This is a genomic window from Bacillus sp. SA1-12 (assembly GCF_000981385.1).
Lineage (GTDB): Bacteria > Bacillota > Bacilli > Bacillales > Bacillaceae > Metabacillus.
The window spans coordinates 200515-218461 of sequence record NZ_LATZ01000005.1 but is presented as its reverse complement, the minus strand read 5'-3'; the positions used below and the strand labels follow the sequence as shown (position 1 = coordinate 218461).

Genomic DNA, 17947 nt, shown 5'->3' with positions numbered 1-17947 from the left:
ATCTGTTATTTTTTGTCTTGGAACAGTCCTGCCGGGATTTTAGCATCCCAATTTTCTGGAAGATCCAGACGCAGAGCATGGGCTGCAACGGCAGCAGTATCCATGTTTTCTACATCAGACAACACGGTGCCAGGAGTAATCGACTTTCCTTTGGCCGTCCAGAAAATGGTCTGTTCTTCTGGGGAGGAACCACCATGACCAGTACCTTTTCCGCCATGATCTGTTGTAACGATAAGCAGAGTATCCTCCATCAGTTCTTCTTCTTCTAAAGCTTGGACTATTTGCCCAACATGCTGATCAGCTTTTTGTAAAGCCTCATACCATTTCTGGCTGCCATAGCCATAGTTGTGACCTGCACCATCCACTTCATCCAAATGGACAAAAATATGACGGCTGTTCTTACCTTCTGCTTTGATATAGTCAACCGTTTTTTGTGTCGTATTAGTATCGTTACCGCCATTTACTTTATAAGCACCTGCAGAATCTTCAATAATTCCTTTGTTGATCGGAGACCATGTAGTAAAGGAAGCTTGATTAAGCATAGGGCGCTCTTGTTTCAGCAATTTCATATAAGATGGATAAGGATTCTTTTCAGGATAAGGTTTATCTACATTTCCGTTGTTTAGACCATGTGTTGAAGGGACAACCCCATGCAGCATGGATCCCCAGTTTTGTCCGCTAATCGTCGGCATCATTGCTTTTGCTTCATATGTTCCAGCGCCTTCACTCATTAGCTTTTGTATATTTGTTGCGTTTGCTTGCGGGTCTTTTACCCCATTCCCAGCTCCATCAATTCCAATAAATACAACGCGCTTGTATAGAAAATCATTTTTATAAGGAGCCAGCTTCTCTTTCATAAGCTGTGCATCAGTGTGATCGACTTTTTTGTCATCATTAATATCCGCTTTTTGAGCTCGCTTCCAACGGTTGTCACCTTCGTGGCTATTCTGATTTTTCAAGACGAGGTTCAGATCCTCTTTCGTTAGCAACCCATCTCCTGATACATCGATAGAATTCGAAACATGTACCTTGACTGTCGCTGTTTTACCACCATCAATGGATTTAACGGTGATTGTTGCGTCGCCAGGCTTTCCAGCAATAACCGTTGGCCGTTCGTTGATCATTTCCACCTTTGCGACCTCTTCATCACTGGAGATCCATTCCACCTTTTTATCCGTCGCATCTATTGGGGAAACAGTGACCGTTAGCGGCATAGGTGCACCTGATTTCAAGTTGAGTTCTGTCTGATCCAATGAGACGGATTCAACTGGAGTCGGTGGAAGCGGAGGAGCACTATCGTACATCGCTCGGACTTCGGTTTCGCTCAAGACATTACGATAAATCTGCATGTCATCAATCTGTGCAGTCAGAGTTGAACCATATTTTCCTGTACCATCCTGACCAATTTTCGTTGTATAGGAGGAATCGAGCGTTCCTTTCATTCCAGAGATATCGACTGTTTTCACCAGGCTTCCATCTTTATAAAAGCGGGCGCTTCCATTATTTCGATCATGTGTAACAACGATATGATGCCAGTAATTATCTGCTACATTCGGCATGTGGTAATCCAGCCTGCTGCTTTGAGATGTTTTGTAATTCCATATAAGATTACCTGAACCGTTTAACGCTAAAATCCAGCCGGTGTTGCTACCAGAGTTCCAGTTCTTATTTGAAATGATCGATGGGTCACCACTGATTCCTTCTGATTTGATCCAAAAGGCAACAGAAAAATCAGTACTTTCACCAAATCGGAACTCGTCACGATTGCCAAGGTCCACATATTGTCCCGGGGATTTAAAACGGATGGCTTGTTCGATACGTCCCTGAACAAATTCCGGATTGCCGAAAACCGAGGTGGTTACAGCGCTGGCAGAGCTATCATTCGCATTGTTGTCGAATGGTAAGTTGAGAACGGTTTCTTCACTAGCATATGCAACCGTTGACATAGGGTGGGATAAAACATTGTACGGGATATCTGTACCAGTTGCTGCAAACGACATGGCCATTGTAAGAGTTGTACCTACGACTACTTTTTTTAACAGGTTAGATTTCATTCATTTTCCCTCCAAATTTAATGTTTTGACATGTCAATTGTAGGGAGGAAATGTAAAAATTGAAGTGGATTAATGTAAATTATCATTAAATGTTGGTAAAAAAACACAATAAACAATACGAATAGTCATTTTTAATTTAAAAATATATTGTTTTATGTTGTTTTAGGGTAAGTGATTTAAACATCCCCATTTATCCCTCCAAATGATGTTCCACCATCCAATGTTTTAAAAACCACTGTTTTGTATACATCAATGACTGAATTTTTCATTGTCGTATCTAGAAAGATATTTTAATATGTATAAAACGCTTTCATTATTTATTGCTTTTCATTCAAAGGGGGAGAAGTCTCTGGGGGAAAGGATAAATCATTCAATTTATCAGAATGATCACGATTAACTTTTAAGGTAAACATTGGATAGCAGCAATACCTTTTGCAAATTTTTCAGTTACTTGCCCATTGCCCGGGCAATAAATAATGCTCATATTGCCTGGCGATACAGGGGATGTGTAATCTAAGTTATTGATGGCTATTAGAGAAGATGACCTTTAAATGATGTTGGTTTGTTCGTGATGCTAGACAATTTTTCGGAATAAAGATGGGCGATATGAGCAATACCGAAAGCTCCAAATACGTGATCATGATTTGCATGGCGGAGGGGCGTTTGGTCTTGACCTTATGCGAGGACTGCTGCCAAAATTTTTAATAAATGGGGTGGAAGCTATGAAAAAATATGCAGTATGCGGGGTAAGTAAACGGGCAAATGACATGTTTATTAACCCGATGCTTAAAAAATTTGCTAACACAAGCCGATTAGTGGCGTTACTAGACAAGGATCCAAAGCGATTTGAGGTATGCAAGACAGAGTTTCCGCAAGTCGACCATGTACCAGAATATGCAGAGGATGAATTTGAAAAACTGGTTGCAGAAACACAGCCGGATGTGATCATTGTTACAGGTAGAGACGATACACATGCTGACTATATTATCAAAGCATTAGAGCATGACCTTGACGTCATCACAGAAAAACCAATGACAACAACAGCAGCCGATTCCAAACGAATCATGGATGCCGAAGCAAAAAGCAAAGGGCGAGTTACGGTTACCTTTAATTACCGTTACAGTCCTTTCCACACAAAAATAAAGGAGCTCATCCTTGAAGGGAAAATCGGCCGTGTCACATCGGTTGATCTGAATTGGTATATCGATACGTATCACGGCTCCAGCTATTTTCAACGCTGGAACAGAAACAGGGCGTTTTCAGGCGGCCTCTCGATACACAAAAGCTCCCATCATTTTGATTTAATTAACTGGTGGCTTGATCAAAAGCCTGTAGAAGTTTTTTCTTTTGGAGCGCTTAATTACTATGGAAATGAAAGTGAACATAATCCAAGAGAAGAGGATGGCAGACATTGTGTGACATGCACAGTAAAGCAGGAATGCTCCTACTATACAAGATGGAATACAAGAAGCAATACAGCCAACGTCCAGGATGATCATATCGATTCCGATGCACGTCGCAAGAATAGCTATACAAATTACCGTCCAGACCAATGTATCTTTGATTCGGAAATTGAAATCGAGGATACGTACACGGCAACAGTGAAATATGACAAAGGCGCTTTATTAAGCTATTCGATTAACTTTTCACTGCCATATGAAGGATATCGCCTGGCGATCAATGGAACAAAAGGCCGTATCGAAACAACAGAATACCATGCCCCATCCCGTGTACCGTTCCCGGTTCCTGAGCAGACCATCGACTACTACCCGCTATTCGGCTCTAAGGAAACGATCCACGTGGTAAAACGAGATGGCGGCCACGGCGGCGGCGACCCAGTTATTCAAGAGGACATCTTCCTTGGAGAAGACCCGGCAAGACCATATCGCATTCTTTCTGGAAGTGCGGATGGTGCTTATGCGGTAACAACAGGTGAAGCTGTTTGGCGGTCTGTCAAAGAAAAAAGGCCAATCTCAATCGAGGCTTTGCTAATGGGACAACAAGTAACAACTTCATAATCGATTTGGGGACAGTCCTCAATTGAACAAAAGCCCTCACTAAATGACAGGTGAGGGCTTTTGCTTGGGGTTAAAGACACAACCGGTGAATTCAGAGGGGGCAATGTCTTATAGAAGGCTTCTCAGGGACAAAACTTGGTAAGAGAGATGGGGAAAAGTCTGATAGAAGGTCTCTCAAAGACAAAACTTAGTAAGATAGATGAGGAAAAGTCTCGTAGAAGATCTCTCAGGGACAAAACCAGGTAAGAGAAATGAAGAAAAGTCTCATAGAATGCTTCTCAAGAACAAAACTAAGGAACTAGCCCGCAAGGCCCAGAGGATCGTGTAAAATTCTATACAATGTCTTCAATTAGCTACCCACTCCAGTTAACAAATCCCCTGTCTTATTCCAATTTTTCATAAATATTATTCTTTTTATTTATTTTACTTATGGAATAGAAGGCATTAAACTTTTAATTAGTAGCTCGATTTACCGTTTTATCCTAAGCTTTACGGGCAGTGACCTCCATTTCAAGATTTTAGTTTATGCTAATATGCTAAGTGGGGGATGACTGCCCGTAAAGATCCGACATGTCCTCACTTTATAGCTTTAAAGGCCCTAGTTTATATCTCTTTATTTTGTAAGCGCTATCTTATGTTGAATCTACTTAAAAAAGGAGGAATTTATGAGCAGTGTATGCTCATCATTTACATAAACAATCAAAGGCATTCGTAGCTTTGATCTTTGCGAATACCAAGAATCTCTTTTTTAGCGCAGGCTATGACTGGTGGTAAAGATAGATAGCGATCATATCAGGTAATTATGTAAGGAGTTCTTCATAAAATATTTGCCATAACAATAGGGGGAGAATGTTTTGAAGGCAATGATTTCATTTTCGAACAAATTGATGCAGAGGTATATGCCTGACCCGTTTTTACTTGTCATTGTGCTTACTTTTTTTGTGATTGGTCTTGCTATTTTTTTGACGGATAACACGCCTGTTCAGATTTTGGGATATTGGGGAGACGGTTTCTGGAACCTATTAGAGTTCTCCATGCAAATGGTTTTAATTGTTGTAACAGGTCATGTTATGGCAAGTAGTCCATTTTTTAAGAGGTTATTAGGTAACTTAGCCAATGTTCCACAGTCACCAGGCCAAGCGATTATCCTTGTTACTCTTGTCGCTCTTATTGCATGCTGGATCAACTGGGGATTTGGTCTCATTATTGGAGCGCTGTTTGCAAAAGAGATTGCGAAAAAGGTGGAGGGTGTAGACTATCGATTGTTAATTGCGAGCGCATACAGCGGGTTTATTATCTGGAGCGGGGGCCTTTCTTCATCCGTGGCATTAACCATTGCCACGCCAGGTCATTTTACAGAAAACCTTATAGGGGTTGTTCCAACAAGTGAAACGCTTTTTTCACCATTCAACCTCATTGTTGTCATCGGGTTAGTGATTTTAGTGCCCATTATTAATCGATTTATGATTCCGCCAAAAGAACAAGCTTTTATCATCGATCCTAAACTATTAGAAGCAGCGGATGATCTGCAAGCAGGAACAGTTGAGGCGATTGACATGACACCTGCTGACCGCTTGGAAAATAGTAAGCTTCTATCCTTGCTTATTGGTTTATTAGGTCTTTCTTTTTTAGGATATTACATCGTGACTAATGGATTTGCTATTAATCTTAATATCGTTAATTTTCTATTTCTCTTTATTGGCATCATCTTGCATAAAACACCAAAGCTGTTTCTTGAAGCAATCGCGAGTTCAGTTAAAAGTGCGAGCGGAATTATTATTCAGTTTCCATTTTACGCCGGTTTAATGGGAATTGTAACTGCTTCAGGATTGGCTGGGATATTATCGAATGCGTTTATCTCCATTTCAAATGAAAATACCTTTCACATGTTTACGTTATGGAGTGCAGGACTTGTCAACTTTTTCGTGCCTTCAGGCGGAGGGCAATGGGCTGTTCAAGCACCTGTTATGCTAGAGGCAGCTCAAACACTGGGCGTTTCTTTACCAAAAACAGCAATGGCTGTTGCCTGGGGAGATGCGTGGACGAATATGATTCAACCGTTTTATGCTTTGCCGGCTTTAGCTATTGCGGGTTTAAAAGCAAAAGATATCATGGGCTATGGTTTGATTATTATGTTAATTACGGGGATCTTTATTTCAGCCGTCTTTTACTTTTTATAATCCAGTGGTTAAATTTTGATGAAGTAATGAACTAAAAACGATGAATCCAACTTTTGTCGATTGTATGTCGAAAAATTTGTCGTCCTAAAATACCATTAAATGGGTAAAAAAGACTAACAATTTACGATGTTCGGATGTATAATTTAATAGATTTTGATAAACATTTTAGGGGGATAATATGAAAAAATCAATTGCTTTATCATTATTGTTAGCGCTTGGCCTGCCGTTTGGACAAGCATTTGCAGCAGAGGAGCCGGCTACAAACCGAATTTCCGGGGAAAATCGTTATGAAACATCAGTTAAACTATCAGAAGAGGGCTGGTATTCATCAGATGTAGCTGTTATTGCAACAGGCGTTGATTTCCCAGATGCTCTTAGTGCAACTCCTTTAGCATATAAATATGATGCTCCATTGCTGTTAACAGGAACAAACTCTCTTCCAGGCAGTGTAGCGGAAGAATTAGAACGCTTAGAAGTAAGCAAAGTATTCCTTATTGGCGGAGCTTCTGTTATTTCGGAAAATGTAGTAAAACAGCTTAACGGTTTAGGGATTACTGTTACTAGAATTAGCGGAAAGGACCGCTATGAAACATCCGTAAACATCGCAAAGAAGATAGGTCAAGCTACTGATGTTGTGGTTGCAGCAGGTCAAAGCTTTCCTGATGCTCTTTCCATTGCGCCAATGGCTGCACTAATGGAGACGCCAATCCTGCTAACAAGGAAAGAGGCGCTTCCAGGATCGGTTGCAACCTATATTGATTCTCAGGATTCATTTATTGGTTCTATCGTCGTCGGCGGAAGTGGCGTTATCTCTGAGAATGTCATGAATGAGCTGCCAGATCCTATGAGACTGAGCGGTGCAAACCGATATAATACCAACGCTGCGGTTATTTCCTATTTTGCTGAAGAGGGACTGCTTGATATGGATTTTCCATTTATCGCAACTGGACAAAACTATCCTGATGCCCTTTCAGCATCTGTGCTGGCAGCAGGGTGGGTTAATGGCGTTATCTTAACAGATCCTAACGGTCCAAAGACTTCCACAAAAGCTGTTATCCAAGAATATGCTGATTTGGCTTCAGAATATCAAATCGTTGGTGGGCAACAGGCACTTCCTGACAGTGCTGTCAAAGCATTGTTTGAATAATCACTTGTCTTGAATTAAATTAACAAAAAGGGCTGCCGCATCTCAAGTGATGTGGCAGCCCTTTTTATTAAAACCGATTAATATAATTTAACCAAATCCGTGTTAGGATAATAGAATCCTAGAATGGTCGGATAGGTTTGCCCAGCCTGTGCCCGTGCTTGGGCGCCGTATTGGCTCATGCCAACACCGTGGCCGAAACCAGTTCCGCTTAGATGAAGAGTGGTAATGACATCTAATGCATCCTTTAATTCCTCGATTTTTCCTTGTGAAACCGCAACAGTTCCGCCAAGTACGGAAATTTGCTCTACCTGATCCTTATACCCTGTTAAGAAAGGCAGAAGCGAGTCGCTTAAATCTGCGCCTACAAGGATAAGCGGCGCTTTTTTAGCTAAGGCTAATGATGAGCTTGTTAATGCATCTGGGAAGTCCAGTCCTGTTGAATAGAGGACTTCAGATCCGGTAAAGGATTGTTTGAATCGGTCCAGGATCTTCGCTAATGTTTCGTAGCGGTTGACTCCAGCTAGTCTTGAAGCAGCAGAATTTATGCCTCTGATTTGGTTATAAACAGTGTCAGAAACGGCAACTGCTCCACCTAAGATATAGCTAGGTTTACTAGAGTGAGCAGATACAAAGGATTTACTTACTCCAGGTAAAACATCCTTTTTCGTTAGCACAATTGCATATTTATTAATGGCTGCAACAGAAGAACCAGCCAATGCATCGGCAAAGTTTTCTCCTGATGCCACAAATAGCCCTTGGACATTTGTTAACATCTTATTAATAGCAGCATTTGTTTCATATCGGGTTGGCCCGCTAATACGTGATACTTGATTTACGGTGCTTATATTATTAATCTGAGCCATGACTTGATCAGAGACGGCGGTTTTGCCGCCAATAATATAAACCTTTGTTGCTTTTAATCTTTGAATCTCTGAAGTAACCGAGCTGCTTAAAGTCGTTGCATCTGTTAGAAGGATCGGAGCATTGCCCAATTGACTTGCCAGCGGTCCGGCAGATAAAGCATCCGCATACTGCCTGCTTGTTGTAATGAAAACCGTTTTGTAAGCATGGGTTGAAGGGAAGCCGCTTGGGTAAAGCTGTTGGGATACTTTTACTGACGTTGCAATCCTCTCAGCACCGCTTATACGCTGGATATCTGTAGAAGTAGGTGACGCAATGGTATCAACAAGCAAGCTCTTCATGTTCATGGTTCCAAAAATAGAACGGATTTGATTTGCCGTTAGATCAGCATTTTGATACGTCATTTGTTTGATATTTCCTGAGGAATCCTTTACAAATCCCGAGCTGTTTTTCTGAATATAAGTGATCTGAGCGGCACCGCTTATAATTCGTTTGCCGGCTGTTCTTTCCGGGTCGATCGTGAATTCTTTCATTGATAAAATCTTAATGTCTGATGCAGAACCAAGACCTAGCTGTTGTTTCACCCAAGTCTTTACATTGCTTCTGACGATCGCATCCTTTTCTTGAACACTGCTCCACCAAGTTTCAGGCTTTTTCAAATCATAGCCTTGTAACGAGATTTGCTCTTCCTGGATTTGAATATCCCAGCGGTGTTTAGGATCATATCCATCTAGTTTGGCAGGCAGGTATGAAACGGGCTGAGATCCCCATGCCCCTTGGTTCGTCTCTGTATATCCACCGTTGCTTGAAGTAAAGACGGCATCGATAAGGGTGCTGCCATTCTTTAATACTTGTCCTCTCGTTGCTTCAACAACATCGGAGATTTTTTGCTGGTAGCTGCTTTCCTCAATTCCACCGTAAACCTGGTTCCCTTGTGTATCGTTTACTTGGTAGCCTAATTTAGCAACATACGTTCTTGCAGCAATGGATTGAGCTTTTAACGCTTCTGCATGCCAGCTAGCAAACGACTCACGCGGGACAACTCCTTTTATGTATTCCTCCAATAACACTGTGTTATACGGACGAATATATTGGCTTGATGCAATTTTGAATTCAAATGAGCCATGATATCTTCTTGTAGTTTCAGCGGTTGTACTGACAATTTGAACCGTATTGGCTGCATTCGAAGGTATAAGTCGGAGGTTTCCTGTGACATCTCCTCGTTTCGTCGTTTGGTCATAGACCGCTACTTTTCCATTTTCTAATTTTAATGTCATGCTGGTAAGACCTTTAATTAAAAGGTCATTCGCACTATTACCTGTGGTGTATATTCCGGAAAGGTTTATTTTTATAGCATTTTTATTACCGATATAATTCCGTAATTCAACTGTTACATTAGGTTCACTTGCTGCACTTGCATGGAAGTTAAATTGAAATAAGAGTGTAAATAGAACGACAATTCCTAATACGATCTTACTGAACTTGCGCATCTCATCCCCCCGAGTCTATTAATTTAGTACTATATATTTATACCAAATACCCAAAAGGATTTAAATAGAATTAGGCCATCTTTACAAAATAGAAATAATTCCTTAGTAGGAAAGTTTATAGATGGCCACTTCGGGGGAATCCTAAAAAAGGATCTACATAAGAAAGTCAACCTGCATGAAAGATCCTTTTTTCGATGAGTCGTATAATCAATTTGTAAAAAAGGAATGCCAAAGATGCGCATCTTGTGCTTAGGCAGTGAGGAATCCTTCACTTGTCTCTGTAAGTAAAAATGCTCATGAAGTTCAAAGGCTTTGCGTCATGCGCCATACCTCATCTATATTGGCATGAATGTTAGATTCACTTTTATTCATCAGCTTATTGTTAATTGAAATAAGGAAGACTTAGAGAGCGACAAAAATCAACTTACTCCAATGAAGCAGTCGACAAATATTTAAGGACTTCATCCTTTTGAATGGAATAGATCTCTTTACCATCCAACATAAAATCTTCACCACATTCACTATTTGTAACTTGAAGGCTTTGATACCCCACTTCCTTTTCACTTTCTCCAGTAAAAGCCCCATAACTACCTATGGAGATACATGTTTCTTCTATAGGAGTTCTTTTGCCCTCTGAATCAACGTAATAATACTGATCATTTATCACTCCGTCATTCTGTTCAGGAGTCGATGTAATGGCAATCCCATATTGATAGATTTCCGTGTCTTTTAGCGCTTCCAAGTTTGTTGCTTCAACTGGAATAATTGTATATTCTCCTTCTTTCTTTAGCTGTGGATGATTGGCGACATTATACAATGTAATGATTGTACCTTCATAACCCTCCGGAATTAAATAAATATTATTTGTTTTTTCCTCAGTTGATGAAACGATTAAAGGTATGAGTGCACCCATTCCAACAGAAAGGCACAATAGGATGAAAACATTTATTGATACCCATTTTTTGCTTATGCTATTATTTTTTCTCTTCTGCCATTCATCAAAAAGAAAAAATAGAAAAGCAGCAACCATCGCAAAATACGCTAATCCATGAATGATGAAAACTGTAAGCACTCCAAAAAAGAGATGGATCAATCCTGCCAAAATAAAGCGAAACTTTGGTAGCTTACTCGAAAGATAATCAGACAATAATGAAACGGGTATTCCATAAACAAAGTTTCCAATCCCACCATATAATAAAAAAACTTGTATATACATTATGCTTCCTAAAATATTGCTCGGTGACTCAATCACACCTGCTACAAAGAAAATCCCGGCAAACGTTAAGGTGGAATAGAAAGCAGGTTTTAATTTTGAAGAAGAGTCTAATTTCACAATATATATCCCCTTATTCATTTGTGATGTTTTTCACATACATTATAGCACTTAATTGGCAATAGTTAGATAAAAAATAAGAAAATGGGCATGAAAAAGAGCGCAATCATATAAGAAAATTGCGCCCATTCCTAGAAAGGACCTATTACACTTCAAGAGTCTGTCTAGCCATATCTTCATATTCCTTAAGACCAGAAAGAATAGCAAACTCAGCAATCGCTACTGGGTAGGCTGCATTCAATTCAATAATGTGTTCCTTCATAAGAGGCCAAACATATCCTCCAGCTTCTTTGTAATAATGGATGAGAGCCTCTAAGTCCGATTCTCCAAACGCTCGGTAGTGAAACACAAAGTCAATGGATGGGTCAGCAACCTTGCCTTCTGTCCAATCAATTAAGCCGGTTACATTGCCATCAGGATCGATTAGGGTATGGCCTGCATGAATATCTCCGTGAATCATTCCGGTTTGCTTCGGCCACATCTTTTCATTGTGGATCCAGGCTTGCCATCGGTTCCATAGTGATTCCCCTACTCCGAATCTTTCTTTAACAGCGTTCATCCGTTCCTTCATTGATTGTCTTATTTCGGCAGGGGATTGCACGTCCAAGCCGATTTCCTTCACTTTTTCATGGGAAATGCGATGCAAGGAGGCCAGCACCTCTCCAAGCGAACGATGAAAAGTCTCTGGCACATTCTTTTCATCAATTTCCCACATATATGACTGTGTTTCATGATTGATTGTTCCTGCTGGAATGCCTTTTAATTTTCTGTATGCAATCAGATCATCTGTATAGATCGACCAATTCGGGGCTTCAAAGGTCACGTTTGCATTGACAAGATCTAACGTCATCTTTTCGGCGTTTGTTCTCGGAATAACATCCTCCCGACGAGGAATTCTAAGAACCCATTCATTTCCGTTATGATCCTTTGCAAAGACCACCTGAAAATCAAGACCAGACTCGTTATATACAAAGGAATCAGCATCCACCTGTAAGCCGTGCTTCTCGGCAAGCTCCATGATCTGCTTTCTCGTTTTGCTCATTAACTATCACTCCTCAGTTTAGTAAACTTCCATAAAAACACGCTGGCTGCTCACGTTGGCTGAGGTGAATGGGAATGATTCATTTTAAAAAACAAAAAAACAGACGAAGACGCCTGTTTTTTAAAAGTAATTTGGATTATTAGAATAACAGACTTATCCCGTTTCCCCCACCAACGCGGAGTTACCTGAGCACTATTAATTTAGCGGCACAATTCGGAATAAGAACCAACATCTATAATCCCTCCGTTCATAAAAGTTATCTTTAGTATAACACACTTAACAGGAATTTGTTGGAATTTTTTACAAAAAAAGAGCTTGAGAGACACCCAAGCTCAATTAGACCTTCACGTATATTCTCTTTTTATGCAGCGTAAGCGCAACGACCGTCCAAAACAGCATCATCAACAAGGCATAGGTTAATTGCGGCAGAGGACTAAAGGAATCAATCCATTGAAGCAACAAGGCAGACAGGGATTGCTGTCCTTTGGTTGTGGCAAGTGTAATATGAGTCAACACAGATGCGATAATAAATTTTCCGAAGTAGACTAGAAAGCTGTTGCGGCCAAAGGCTTCCAAAAATGTGACAAGCGGTCCGAGTGCTGTCTTTTTGGCATCGACATGTTTTCGATAGTCCGCAAGCAAATAAAAACCAGAGATCAGCAAAGCAGTCGCACCAGCAGAAATCAAAGCAAAAGATGGCATCCACATTCGTTTATTTAAAGGGAGCACTTGATGAACAAGCAGTGCCAGAATCACGAGCAATATGCCTAGCAACGCGATTTCCTTCCATCCGCCGCTCTCTTTTTTCGTCAAGATTAAGCGTCCGATGGCATAACCGAACAGGACATTCGCTAATGCGGCAAAGCTGGTAATCAGCCCTTCCGGATCAAAGCCCCTTTCCCCTTGGGCATACATATGGTTTTCGCCAAACACTTTAGCATCAACGATCCCAGAAAGGTTGCAGGTCGGCTGTGGTAGGCCGCCTTCACAGGACTGGCTTGTTGAGAGTATGACGGTTCCATAAACAAAAAGAATAAAACATGCGATCAACACCAATTTGATCGGCGATTTGATAAACCTCGTAATTATCACTGTGACAATCCCTAACAGAGCAAACATTTGTAATACCCCGGTTAGCCTAAGTGTGGATAAATCGAGGCTCCAGGTGACAATCATTGTAAACAAGATGCCGTAAACAATCAGGCGTATCGTTCTTTTAACAATTCTTTTCCACACGACCCCTTTTTGATAAGCGATGGCCATGCTTGTCCCAAAAATCGTAATAAAGGCAGGCAAAATGAAATCAATGATCGTTAGGCCGTACCATGCTGCATGACGGAAATACTCATAACCGCCTTCGGGAATGGTGCTTAAAAATACGGATAGCACGACAATCAGACCCCTTGCCATATCAAGGGAATAGATTCTTTTTTTAACAGGCTTTTGTTGCGATTGTTCCATTATGTTTTCCTCTCAAATACTTTTTTTCTTTCCTAGGAAATTATACACTAGCTTTTAGATCGAATGGTAAACGATATGCTAAAAAAATGCTATCATAATTGATATCAATTGAAAATGGAGGAAACAATGAGAATTCTTTTTGTCTTACTTTCTACATGTTTTTTGACCATCTCAGCGGGATGCAATGAAAAGCAAACAGCTGTTTTTTACTCGCCTCATGCCGACGATGAGGTGCTTAGCTTAGGACCATCCATCCTGCATCATAGAGTACGCGGCGATGAGATTGTTGTTGTTTTATTATCAGAGGGAAAGGCAAGCGGAGCCTATGACAAGGTTAATCAGAAATTAACTGATAAGGGGCTGCCAACGATCTCGCTTGACGAATTCGCAACGGCTCGGATAAAGGAATTTAAAAAATCGGTCCAAGCTCTAGGCGCTGAGGATGAAGATGTCTATGTGTACCAGCTGCCAGATGGAGATATCCAAAAGGATGCAGTCAAAGAGATTATGGAGGAAATGGAAGAGCGATACCCGCAAGCAACCCATCATGCATTGTCTTATACAGATCCGCATCATGACCATGCTGCATCAGGCTACGCGTTAAAGGAATTAATAGAGGAAGATCAGGAGATATCCGGAACCTTCTATCTCCCTGTCCAAGAGCATCAAAACCTTAAGTACGAAGGGATCTATAAGGTTCCGGGAAAATATGATGAGGATTTTGCAGAAAGCTTAAACGCATATTCGATTTGGGACCCGGAAAACGGATTTTATGCGATCGGACTTACATCTGTTAAGCCTTACTTCAACACAGCTGAAAAGATGAAGGAAAGCAGATGGCATAAATAATAAAAACCCATTCTTACCCCTTGTTCCATAAAGCAAACAAAGGGAAGAATGGGTTGTATCTATTTTAATCATCTTGATTTTATAAGAAGCTTTTAACTGCTAGAAAGAAGGCCATCCACAATGGAATACTAAGCAACATCCCCCATATAATACCGTTAAATACATTTCCTTGTTGTTCCATGATCAGCACTCCTTCATCATTTAAGGTAGGTTCTTAAAGCTTGTCTTTATTATATTTGAAAACGCTTACAATGTATATAGTTTTTATGAAAATTAGTTAAATTTAACCTAAAATTTTAAAAATCTAAATCGTTAACAAACATTTTTGAGCTAATTTTTATGTCTTTAGGACTATAAGCAAATCGTTAAAAGTAATAAAACAATAAAGAGTGGCAAAAACTACTAAGACTTCACAAACTAAAGGAGGCTATAACATGGGAGCAAAAGGCAATTCAGGAAAAGTCACGGTCATCTTCCATTATGCTGACCATATTGAGAAAAAAGAGCATACCCAAATCGAATTATCAGCTTTATTAGGGGCAGACCTCATCTACATTGATGAATTTAAGGAACCAAAGAAGGTTGATAAAAAGATTTGGAAAATCCATGTGAATGGAATGAACTTAGAAGTATATCTGAAATAAAGAGAGAAGATGACAATGAATGTCCATGAATAAATAAGGATCAATCTGTTTCAATAAGGGAAGGGTCAGGAATAAGGATATCTTCCTAGCCCTTCCTAGTAAATCTGTCCGCTCTTCACTATCATAAAACGTTAGCAGTTTGTTCCCAACTTTTAGGAATGTTAAAATAAAAAAGTGTCCTAGTTTATGAGACTTTGCTTAAAGCTAAAATGATGTCCGCCAGACAATAAGCCATTTAGGAGGGGTTTTTTTGAGTTCATCTGCTATTATGAATCAACTAGTTGAAATTTCAGATAGATTACGAGGCTTAAAAGACAAATTTGTTCAGGGAAAATTTAGCGGGAACGAAAATCAATATTCCAGTAAAGTGAATGAGTCCCTTCGTCAATGGAGAGGCGATCTTGTTGAAATTTTTGCGTATTCCATTTCAGATGCTCAAGAAGAGACCTTCAATCGGCTAAAGCAGTGGGGGGACGATTCTGTATATGTATTGATTAATTTGGATCTTCCTTTGGATGTGGCCATTGAGGAGGTTAGGTATTATCGTGAGGTCATTGGCGATGTGTTAAAGGATGAGGCAATCAACTATCATTTTTCTCTCGAAACCTTTTATGAAATCATCTCTCGGTTTGATGCTGTTGTCGATCGCGCTGTCTATTGGCTTAGCATTTCTTACACCTATACATATACGTCAAGAATTCAAGCGGCAGAAGCCCTTGCCTTAGAGCTGTCGATTCCAGTCATTCGCATTTCGGAAAAGATCGGGGTTCTTCCCTTAATTGGTGATATTGATACAAAACGAGCAAATGATTTAATGGAAAGAGCCCTAACTCAAGGAACAGCGTTGGGACTTGATTATTTATTCATTGATTTATCAGGAGTCACAATCATTGACACAATGGTTGCTGATCAGCTTTTCAAAGTCATATCGGCCCTTGAGCTAGTTGGGATTAAGGTGAATTTAACGGGAATTAGTCCGGAAATTGCCATAACCATGGTTCAGCTTGGAATCGACTTAAGGGGAATCACGACTTTTGCTACACTTTATCAAGCGATTAAAAAGCTTTCACCTTCATAAACAGATCATCCCTGCCCTTTAAACAATCGTTGTTAGATCATCCTCAAGGTCTGGTACCCATCTCGTCTCGTTAAACATCGAGGACCTTGAGCAGGTTTATGAGCAAAATAATCGTTTTTTTTTCTTGCGTTTCCTGTATTTTTACATCAACAGGCTGAGCACCTTTCCTAATGAAATCATACTATGTACTATCATCATCTATTCGAAAAGGAAAGGAAAGGATTGGGAAGTCGTGAAGCAGCCTTTTGAGTATGCGCAAATGTATTATAACGAGGTCATTCTCTACCTAGAAACAAAATGGCACCGTAAATTAACCGATCATGAAAAACAGCTCTTAATTGAAGGGTATAAATATGGACGGTTAATTGAAATGGAAGGATGGCTATGGCTTGAAGATGTATCGAAAAAATTAAATGGTGACGTAAACAGCTAAACGTATTTATCAGCTTTTTAACAATTCCCCAACAGTTATTCCCTTCGTAAATGTTCATCCAAGATCATTTCATTTTACGGGTAAGACAAATTGTTTTAATCTCCTTCTTAAACGACAAGATCCAAAGTCTTGCCCGCCAATATTCAATTGACATTAAATACCCCAAATCAACCATTTGTTTGTTGTTTAATAACTTACACTCACTGAAAGAAATCCTTTTCCTCCTATCGGCTAGACATCTTTCATTCTTTTTATCATTACATATATGGCTTTGTTAAAAAATAAAGATTGTCATGTTATATAACAGATCTAAGGTAAAACTCTCCTTCACCACGTAAACTAATAACAACAGTCCTCCCTGTTGTAAGAAAACGTAACATGATAAAAAGGGGGGCGATGTTTTAGAGAGTGAAAAAAAGGATATATAGTCATTAAGCGAAAACAAACAAGGAGTTGGTATCCGATGGGGAAGTTTTCAATGAATACAATCAATCAGCAAGCACAGGAAGCGCTGCAATCCTTACATGCTGAATTGATATTAGAAAAAGCGATCCGCGATTTTCAAATGAAAAGGATTCAAAAGGAAATTGACAAGTCGCTGCAGAACCGAAACAAAGAAGAGTTCCTGAAGTTAACGAAAAAAATGAAAAAGCTTCAGGCAAATGCTGAGACAAATTAATAGCAAGAATCATATATTTCTTATGTATAAAAGTTTACTAGGTTGGTAATCATAGAGATAAGAAAGGAGTGAGAAGGATGGCGAAGGATAAGACACTAGATTTAAAGGATTTTATAAAAGGTGAGCGCTTTGAATTGCATTCCTATCTGAACTATTTAATCAACCATGTATCTGTTACGGTCGGAGATGAGTCTAACGAGAAAACAGTGTAGCTGAAGGGAAAACATGAAATGGTAATAAGAAAAACATAAAGCGACCTTATTCTTATATGAATATGGTCGCTTTTGCTGTTTGCTTATTAATTTGTGTTAAATTTCGATAAAAGGGATAAGAGCAAAATAGAAATATCAAATCAATTAGGCAAACAATTAATTATGTCCGTATTTATGTAATCAATTAATGCATCAATATCGTTAAGCCGGCACTTAAAAGAATCGTCACAGCTGGAATAGCAATCATCAAGATCAATTTATTTTTCTTCTTTGTCCTCTCGATCTCCTCAGGAGTCATCCACATCGATTTTGCCATTACACCTTGCCCTTTCTGTTTACTATTTTTAGGTGAAACTTTTTAATGCATTAGTAAGCGTTTTAAATTATAGTATAGGCAACCTCTACTAAACAAGGGCAAATTATTACAAAATTCGACTTTTTTCATCTAAGTTTAAAGTCATGTTTA

Annotated in this window: 15 protein-coding genes; 9 read left to right on the top strand and 6 right to left on the bottom strand. The window is 39.7% G+C overall.

What is annotated here, in order from left to right:
* Positions 1 to 5 precede the first annotated feature (5 nt).
* On the bottom strand, positions 6 to 2054 hold the full coding sequence (locus tag WQ54_RS05490) for an alkaline phosphatase family protein (protein WP_046513156.1): 2049 nt from the start codon (positions 2052 to 2054) through the stop codon (positions 6 to 8).
* Between the two features lie 722 nt (positions 2055 to 2776).
* Here WQ54_RS05490 and WQ54_RS05485 point away from each other — a divergent pair.
* The 3 genes from WQ54_RS05485 (at position 2777) to WQ54_RS05475 (ending at position 7399) form a co-directional block, all read left to right on the top strand.
* Positions 2777 to 4072: a Gfo/Idh/MocA family protein gene (locus tag WQ54_RS05485; RefSeq protein WP_046513286.1), complete on the top strand. Its 1296-nt coding sequence runs from the start codon at positions 2777 to 2779 to the stop codon at positions 4070 to 4072.
* An 854-nt stretch (positions 4073 to 4926) separates the two neighbouring features.
* Complete coding sequence (locus WQ54_RS05480; RefSeq protein WP_046513154.1) at positions 4927 to 6252, top strand: short-chain fatty acid transporter; 1326 nt, start codon at positions 4927 to 4929, stop codon at positions 6250 to 6252.
* A 178-nt stretch (positions 6253 to 6430) separates the two neighbouring features.
* A complete protein-coding gene (locus WQ54_RS05475; RefSeq protein ID WP_052737680.1) occupies positions 6431 to 7399 on the top strand; it encodes a cell wall-binding repeat-containing protein in 969 nt (322 codons plus the stop codon).
* Between the two features lie 77 nt (positions 7400 to 7476).
* Here WQ54_RS05475 and WQ54_RS31780 read toward each other — a convergent pair whose 3' ends face one another.
* From WQ54_RS31780 to WQ54_RS05455, 4 genes are all read right to left on the bottom strand, one after another.
* Positions 7477 to 9750 carry a SpoIID/LytB domain-containing protein gene (locus WQ54_RS31780; RefSeq protein ID WP_052737679.1) on the bottom strand — a complete coding sequence of 758 codons (2274 nt, stop codon included), beginning with the start codon at positions 9748 to 9750 and terminating at the stop codon, positions 7477 to 7479.
* A gap of 424 nt (positions 9751 to 10174) precedes the next feature.
* Positions 10175 to 11083, bottom strand: a complete 909-nt coding sequence (locus WQ54_RS05465; RefSeq protein WP_046513152.1) for a hypothetical protein — start codon at positions 11081 to 11083, stop codon at positions 10175 to 10177.
* 145 nt (positions 11084 to 11228) lie between these two features.
* On the bottom strand, positions 11229 to 12125 hold the full coding sequence (locus tag WQ54_RS05460; RefSeq protein WP_046513148.1) for a macrolide 2'-phosphotransferase: 897 nt from the start codon (positions 12123 to 12125) through the stop codon (positions 11229 to 11231).
* A 336-nt stretch (positions 12126 to 12461) separates the two neighbouring features.
* Positions 12462 to 13586, bottom strand: coding sequence for a heparan-alpha-glucosaminide N-acetyltransferase domain-containing protein (locus WQ54_RS05455; protein WP_046513146.1), 1125 nt, complete (start codon positions 13584 to 13586; stop codon positions 12462 to 12464).
* 126 nt (positions 13587 to 13712) lie between these two features.
* On the opposite strand from WQ54_RS05455, the gene WQ54_RS05450 reads away from it, so the two are divergent.
* The 6 genes from WQ54_RS05450 to WQ54_RS35205 all read left to right on the top strand — a co-directional run bounded on the left by WQ54_RS05450 (position 13713) and on the right by WQ54_RS35205 (position 17481).
* Positions 13713 to 14435 (top strand): PIG-L deacetylase family protein, encoded by a 723-nt coding sequence (locus WQ54_RS05450; protein WP_046513143.1) that lies wholly within the window; start codon positions 13713 to 13715, stop codon positions 14433 to 14435.
* Positions 14436 to 14869: 434 nt separating this feature from the next.
* The gene (locus WQ54_RS05445) at positions 14870 to 15079 is read left to right on the top strand and encodes a hypothetical protein (RefSeq protein WP_046513140.1); all 210 of its coding nucleotides are present in this window, start codon (positions 14870 to 14872) and stop codon (positions 15077 to 15079) included.
* Between the two features lie 250 nt (positions 15080 to 15329).
* On the top strand, positions 15330 to 16157 hold the full coding sequence (locus tag WQ54_RS05440; RefSeq protein ID WP_084821841.1) for an STAS domain-containing protein: 828 nt from the start codon (positions 15330 to 15332) through the stop codon (positions 16155 to 16157).
* A gap of 232 nt (positions 16158 to 16389) precedes the next feature.
* Positions 16390 to 16590 (top strand): hypothetical protein, encoded by a 201-nt coding sequence (locus WQ54_RS05435; RefSeq protein WP_046513138.1) that lies wholly within the window; start codon positions 16390 to 16392, stop codon positions 16588 to 16590.
* 463 nt (positions 16591 to 17053) lie between these two features.
* The gene (locus tag WQ54_RS05430) at positions 17054 to 17269 is read left to right on the top strand and encodes an IDEAL domain-containing protein (protein WP_046513135.1); all 216 of its coding nucleotides are present in this window, start codon (positions 17054 to 17056) and stop codon (positions 17267 to 17269) included.
* A gap of 77 nt (positions 17270 to 17346) precedes the next feature.
* Positions 17347 to 17481 carry a hypothetical protein gene (locus WQ54_RS35205; RefSeq protein ID WP_269431549.1) on the top strand — a complete coding sequence of 45 codons (135 nt, stop codon included), beginning with the start codon at positions 17347 to 17349 and terminating at the stop codon, positions 17479 to 17481.
* A gap of 184 nt (positions 17482 to 17665) precedes the next feature.
* Here the strand turns inward: WQ54_RS35205 and WQ54_RS35200 are convergent, their stop codons facing one another.
* Positions 17666 to 17797: a hypothetical protein gene (locus WQ54_RS35200; RefSeq protein ID WP_269431548.1), complete on the bottom strand. Its 132-nt coding sequence runs from the start codon at positions 17795 to 17797 to the stop codon at positions 17666 to 17668.
* Positions 17798 to 17947: the final 150 nt, after the last annotated feature.

Bases quoted from the DNA above. Each gene is read 5' to 3' on its own strand.
- WQ54_RS05490 (WP_046513156.1), bottom strand. From the start codon at position 2,054: ATGAAATCTAACCTGTTAAAAAAAGTAGTCGTAGGTACAACTCTTACA.
- WQ54_RS05485 (WP_046513286.1), top strand. From the start codon at position 2,777: ATGAAAAAATATGCAGTATGCGGGGTAAGTAAACGGGCAAATGACATG.
- WQ54_RS05475 (WP_052737680.1), top strand. From the start codon at position 6,431: ATGAAAAAATCAATTGCTTTATCATTATTGTTAGCGCTTGGCCTGCCG.
- WQ54_RS31780 (WP_052737679.1), bottom strand. From the start codon at position 9,750: ATGCGCAAGTTCAGTAAGATCGTATTAGGAATTGTCGTTCTATTTACA.
- WQ54_RS05460 (WP_046513148.1), bottom strand. From the start codon at position 12,125: ATGAGCAAAACGAGAAAGCAGATCATGGAGCTTGCCGAGAAGCACGGC.
- WQ54_RS05455 (WP_046513146.1), bottom strand. From the start codon at position 13,586: ATGGAACAATCGCAACAAAAGCCTGTTAAAAAAAGAATCTATTCCCTT.
- WQ54_RS05450 (WP_046513143.1), top strand. From the start codon at position 13,713: ATGAGAATTCTTTTTGTCTTACTTTCTACATGTTTTTTGACCATCTCA.
- WQ54_RS05445 (WP_046513140.1), top strand. From the start codon at position 14,870: ATGGGAGCAAAAGGCAATTCAGGAAAAGTCACGGTCATCTTCCATTAT.
- WQ54_RS05430 (WP_046513135.1), top strand. From the start codon at position 17,054: ATGGGGAAGTTTTCAATGAATACAATCAATCAGCAAGCACAGGAAGCG.
- WQ54_RS35205 (WP_269431549.1), top strand. From the start codon at position 17,347: ATGGCGAAGGATAAGACACTAGATTTAAAGGATTTTATAAAAGGTGAG.
- WQ54_RS35200 (WP_269431548.1), bottom strand. From the start codon at position 17,797: ATGGCAAAATCGATGTGGATGACTCCTGAGGAGATCGAGAGGACAAAG.